5 protein-coding genes are annotated in these 4,099 nt (G+C 40.4%); 3 read left to right on the top strand and 2 right to left on the bottom strand.

The features are described 5' to 3' along the window. The 3 genes from G596_RS0120160 to G596_RS23250 all read left to right on the top strand — a co-directional run. The coding region (locus tag G596_RS0120160; protein WP_026671442.1) for a leucine-rich repeat protein at positions 1–266 on the top strand (266 nt) is incomplete at its 5' end. 464 nt (positions 267–730) lie between these two features. Continuing rightward, positions 731–1,468: a queuosine precursor transporter gene (locus G596_RS0120155; RefSeq protein WP_022763589.1), complete on the top strand. Its 738-nt coding sequence runs from the start codon at positions 731–733 to the stop codon at positions 1,466–1,468. Then, positions 1,465–2,208 carry a hypothetical protein gene (locus tag G596_RS23250; RefSeq protein ID WP_022763588.1) on the top strand — a complete coding sequence of 248 codons (744 nt, stop codon included), beginning with the start codon at positions 1,465–1,467 and terminating at the stop codon, positions 2,206–2,208. The genes G596_RS0120155 and G596_RS23250 overlap by 4 nt, the downstream gene beginning before the upstream one ends. Before the next feature lie 5 nt (positions 2,209–2,213). Here G596_RS23250 and G596_RS0120145 read toward each other — a convergent pair whose 3' ends face one another. Together G596_RS0120145 and tnpA are read right to left on the bottom strand one after the other, a co-directional pair. After that, complete coding sequence (locus G596_RS0120145; RefSeq protein WP_022763587.1) at positions 2,214–3,545, bottom strand: hypothetical protein; 1,332 nt, start codon at positions 3,543–3,545, stop codon at positions 2,214–2,216. A 271-nt stretch (positions 3,546–3,816) separates the two neighbouring features. After that, positions 3,817–4,044: an IS200/IS605 family transposase gene (gene tnpA, locus G596_RS26160; protein ID WP_442855885.1), complete on the bottom strand. Its 228-nt coding sequence runs from the start codon at positions 4,042–4,044 to the stop codon at positions 3,817–3,819. Positions 4,045–4,099 lie beyond the last annotated feature (55 nt).

The raw sequence follows: 4,099 nt of genomic DNA, 5'->3' as shown, positions 1-4,099 counted from the left end.
ACTGCAAGCAGGCAACAAAAGTTGATATAGGAAAAAACATCAACACTATAGACAAGAATGCCTTTAACTACGGTAAGAAGGTTCAGAAAGTCGTCGTCAGAGGAAAGCTTAAGAAAGTTGGAAAATATGCCTTTAAGAACACAAAAAAGAACGTAGTCATAAAGGTGAAGACCAACGCCAAAAACTTTGAGAAGAACAAGACGCTTCTTGAAAAGTCAGGCCTTCCTGAGAACGCAACAGTTAAGAGAGTAAAGAATAAGAAGTAAGATAAGTCCTCCTGTCATTATTTCGAATTAGTGGCGGGAGGACTTTTTTGCTGTTTTGACTTAGGGACATATTAATAGGACGGCATAAGCAATAGAATAATCCCTATGACAGCGCTTTATTTGCGCCGCATAGGGATCATCAGTGCTTATAAGTAGCCTGAATATAAAAAAGCAGGTTATTTTGATTGCCTCTTTATATCATTCAGAGCCTTTTTTAACTCGGCAATTTCTGCATCTTTATCAGCGATCAAATTTTTATTGACATGATATTTCAAACAGTGTAAGATAGCCAAGGTCTTTTCGACACCGACAGTTCGTTTGCACCATCCTGTCGTTAAACAAAACCAGGGCTGATTGGAAATATCTATGTATTCTGATTGCTCTGCGTGCTAATGCGCAGAGCTTTTTTGATGATTCGTTGTTTCTGACCTGCTCTGAGCATATATAAAGAGAGGTTACAGATAATGAATTTATTTCTTGGAATTTTTGAGTTAGTCGTTTTTTTTTCCGGCGTTGTAATTATGGACAGGCTTTTTGGCAAGTGGGGGCTTTATACCTGGATGGCTCTTGCTGTAGTATTTGCCAACATACAGGTTTCAAAGCAGGTCGATATTGCAGGTATATCCACTGCGCTCGGCAATGTAATGTTTGCTTCAACCTATTTGGCTACAGATATCCTCAATGAAAAATACAGCGTAAAAGCCAGCAAAAGTGCCGTTAAAATTGCGGCCGCTTCACTTATCGCATACATCGTTTTTGCGCAGTTCACCCAGAGCTTTATCCCCAATGCTTATGACGCTGTGGATCCCGGTATGAAGACTATTTTTGCTATGTCAGTAAGAATCACAGCTGCATCCGGTCTTATGTTTGTGCTGTCAAACTGGCTCGATGTAATCTTATATCAGAAGATTAAGGAAAAAACCAACGGAAAACACATGTGGTTTAGAAATAACATCTCCACAATCCTTTGCAACTGCGCTGAAAACTTTGCATTTTCCATTCTTGCATTTATTGGCACATATGATCTCCTTTACTGCCTTGAGATAGCAGTTGCAGGCTCACTGATTGAGATGCTTATTGCTCTCTGCGATACACCTTTCCTCTATCTTGCGAAAAACAGCAAAAAATCAGGAATTCTTATTGAAGAGGAAAATGAAGAAATCAAAGAAGATGTGGAAGATGTTACTGAGGCTGCAGCATGATACATGATCTTGTAAGATATCAGTTTGATAATAAGAGTGCCCTACCAAGAGAAAATGTGCTTTTGGTATCACTTGGATGTTCATGGGGAAAATGCGCCTTTTGCGACTATCAGGATGATAAATCATCTTCTGTCCTGGCATGCGACGCTGTAAACAAAAAGGTTCTTAAGCAGGTAAGAGGCAAAGATATTGGCTCTTCATGCCTTGACGTTACCTGTTCTGCTTCTTATACCGAGCTTCCTTTTACCACCATGAATTACATAAGGGAAACCTGCGCGGAAAAAGATATAAAAACCGTCATCCTTGAGGGGCATTATATTTACAGGGATAGTAATCCGTTTTTCGTAGACTTTTTTAAAGCTTACAACATCGATGTTCTTTTCAGATGCGGAGTGGAAACCTTTGATGAAAAACTCAGGGAGGACTATTTGCATAAGGGATTACCCGGTGTCACCCCTGAAGAATTATCTGCTCATTATCAGTGGATCAACCTAATGTATGGCATGCAGGGACAGACCATTGATCAGCTAAAGAAGGACATAGAGATTGGTCTTGCGCATTTTAAACGTATAAACCTGAGTATTTACACTACAGTTCCGGGAGGCCCTTTGCGGGATGTGGCTGCCATAACAGATTTTTACAGTAGTGATTTTTATAAAGAGTTACTTGATAATCCCAGGATTGATATTTTTGATGAATGGGACGAAGGTAACGATCACAATGTAGGGCATGATATTTGATTGCCCTACATCAGTTCTTTCAATTTTTTTAGTATGGATTCCTTATCCATGTAGTCAATTTCACTCATGGCTATACCGGAAGTGTTTTCCGTGGCCTCTAAAAATTTTTGCTTATATTCATCTTCTGAAACAGGTTCATTCATCCAATTCCATTCGCCGTGTTCCATCGGATCCCAGCTATTATAATCGTCATCATCCGGGTATTCTGTCACATCAAAGCCGCCATATTGAGTATAGTTGATTGAGCCGTCCTTCATCTCATAGATTGTGTCGGAAGGGAGGCCCAGAGGTGCCTGGATTGCGCTGTCAAGCAGCTTGCCGGTGCCGGGAAGATAGTAGAGAGTTCCTCTGTAACCTCCGGCAGAAGCGACTCCGTCACCTAAATCATCATTCATAACAACGCCCTGATCATTATAGCCGACTATCATGTAGGGCTGCATTCCGGGATCAGGCCTGTTTTCATTGGTACAGGTCGCGAATAGTTCCGGTGTGCCGTCTTCGTCAAGGTCAATCAGCTGAAAACCATCCCATTTAAGCGGATCAGCCTGATCAACGATGGTGTAGTATTCTTCATAAATATTGTAGTCAGTTTTTGCTTTGGCAGTAGGAGCAGGCATATCAAAAACTGCTTTTTCCATTACATCAGGGTCAACAAATTTGTAAGTATCCATGTAGGCTTCGTATTCCTTCATGGTTATGGGCTTACCATTGTAGGTGAAGTCACTGTTTTCGTTATAGACGTCTTCCTCAGCATCGAAGTACTCAGCATTGATGCTCATCTGTTCGACAATCCTGCCCTCAGCATCATATCTGGCCAGATCCTGGTACTGCCTTCCCATATGAGAAAAGTCGCTGTGGCTGATATATGTATGTCCGTTACCTTCATAAACAGAGCAAAAAGCCGAAGTTCCGTCTCCGCAGGTAAGAAGATAAACAGATCCGTCCTTTACATCAAAAATATCAAAGCCGTAGGAAGGTTCATTGATAAGAAGTTCTTTTTCTCCGTCCTCATCAACATCGTAATAATATGCCTGCAGCTCGCCATATAGATCTATCATTTCCTGATATTTTTCCAGGAAATAGCTACCCTCTACGCGAAGCGTGTTATTCAGGTAGCTCTGATACAGGACGCGGTTGTCGTCCTCTTCTGTAGTATTTTCTGTGCTGGATTCATTTGTGTTGTCAGTAGAAACTTCAACTTTTTCTGATGTTGATTCGGACTCACCGGTATTATTTTTAGCTGCGGGAGTACCACATCCGCTTGTTGCAAATGCAATCGCAAGAGCTGAAAACATCGCAGCTATAACATTTATTTTTAAATACTGTTTATTTAACATTTTACACCTCCACAGTAAGAGTGATTTTTAACATGTGTTCCTATACAAAATAATGCATATTACCGACTAATTGCAACATTTTCCTAATAATAATATACAATAATTGCGCACAAATAAGTTGTATAAATGGCATTATTATTATGATGTATCGGCGAGAAAACTCCTTCCGACATAGTCGGTGGGGGATGAATCGCTGACCCTCAGCGTTTTGCTTTACTGTATCGTCCTGTTCTTTCATATTTTCTTTTGTGGTCATCCGTGCGCTGGCTTTCTATATATATTTTTTCACTGTTTCAAGTGAAACGGACCCGGTTGTGGCACAAAAATAGCTCCTGCTCCAGAAAAGAGCATCTCCCCACAGAAATTTTTCTATATGTTCACGGTATTTGATCCTGACTTCTTTAGAGAGCTGTGACTTTAAGGTGTTGATCAGTTTCACCGGAGCAACATCAGGAGGCATGGAAATAAGCATGTGTATGTGAACCTCTTCTGTAGTTATCCATAAAAACTCCTTCTAAAAAGAACAAATGTTTTGATTACTCTTGGAAATTATG

Origin of the sequence: Butyrivibrio sp. AD3002 (genome assembly GCF_000420905.1) — a bacterium.
Classification (GTDB): Bacteria; Bacillota; Clostridia; order Lachnospirales; family Lachnospiraceae; genus Butyrivibrio.
Note: the sequence above shows the minus strand (reverse complement) of the source record. Positions and strands in the feature narration are given on the sequence as shown.

Bases quoted from the DNA above. Each gene is read 5' to 3' on its own strand.
- G596_RS0120155 (WP_022763589.1), top strand. From the start codon at position 731: ATGAATTTATTTCTTGGAATTTTTGAGTTAGTCGTTTTTTTTTCCGGC.
- G596_RS23250 (WP_022763588.1), top strand. From the start codon at position 1,465: ATGATACATGATCTTGTAAGATATCAGTTTGATAATAAGAGTGCCCTA.
- G596_RS0120145 (WP_022763587.1), bottom strand. From the start codon at position 3,545: ATGTTAAATAAACAGTATTTAAAAATAAATGTTATAGCTGCGATGTTT.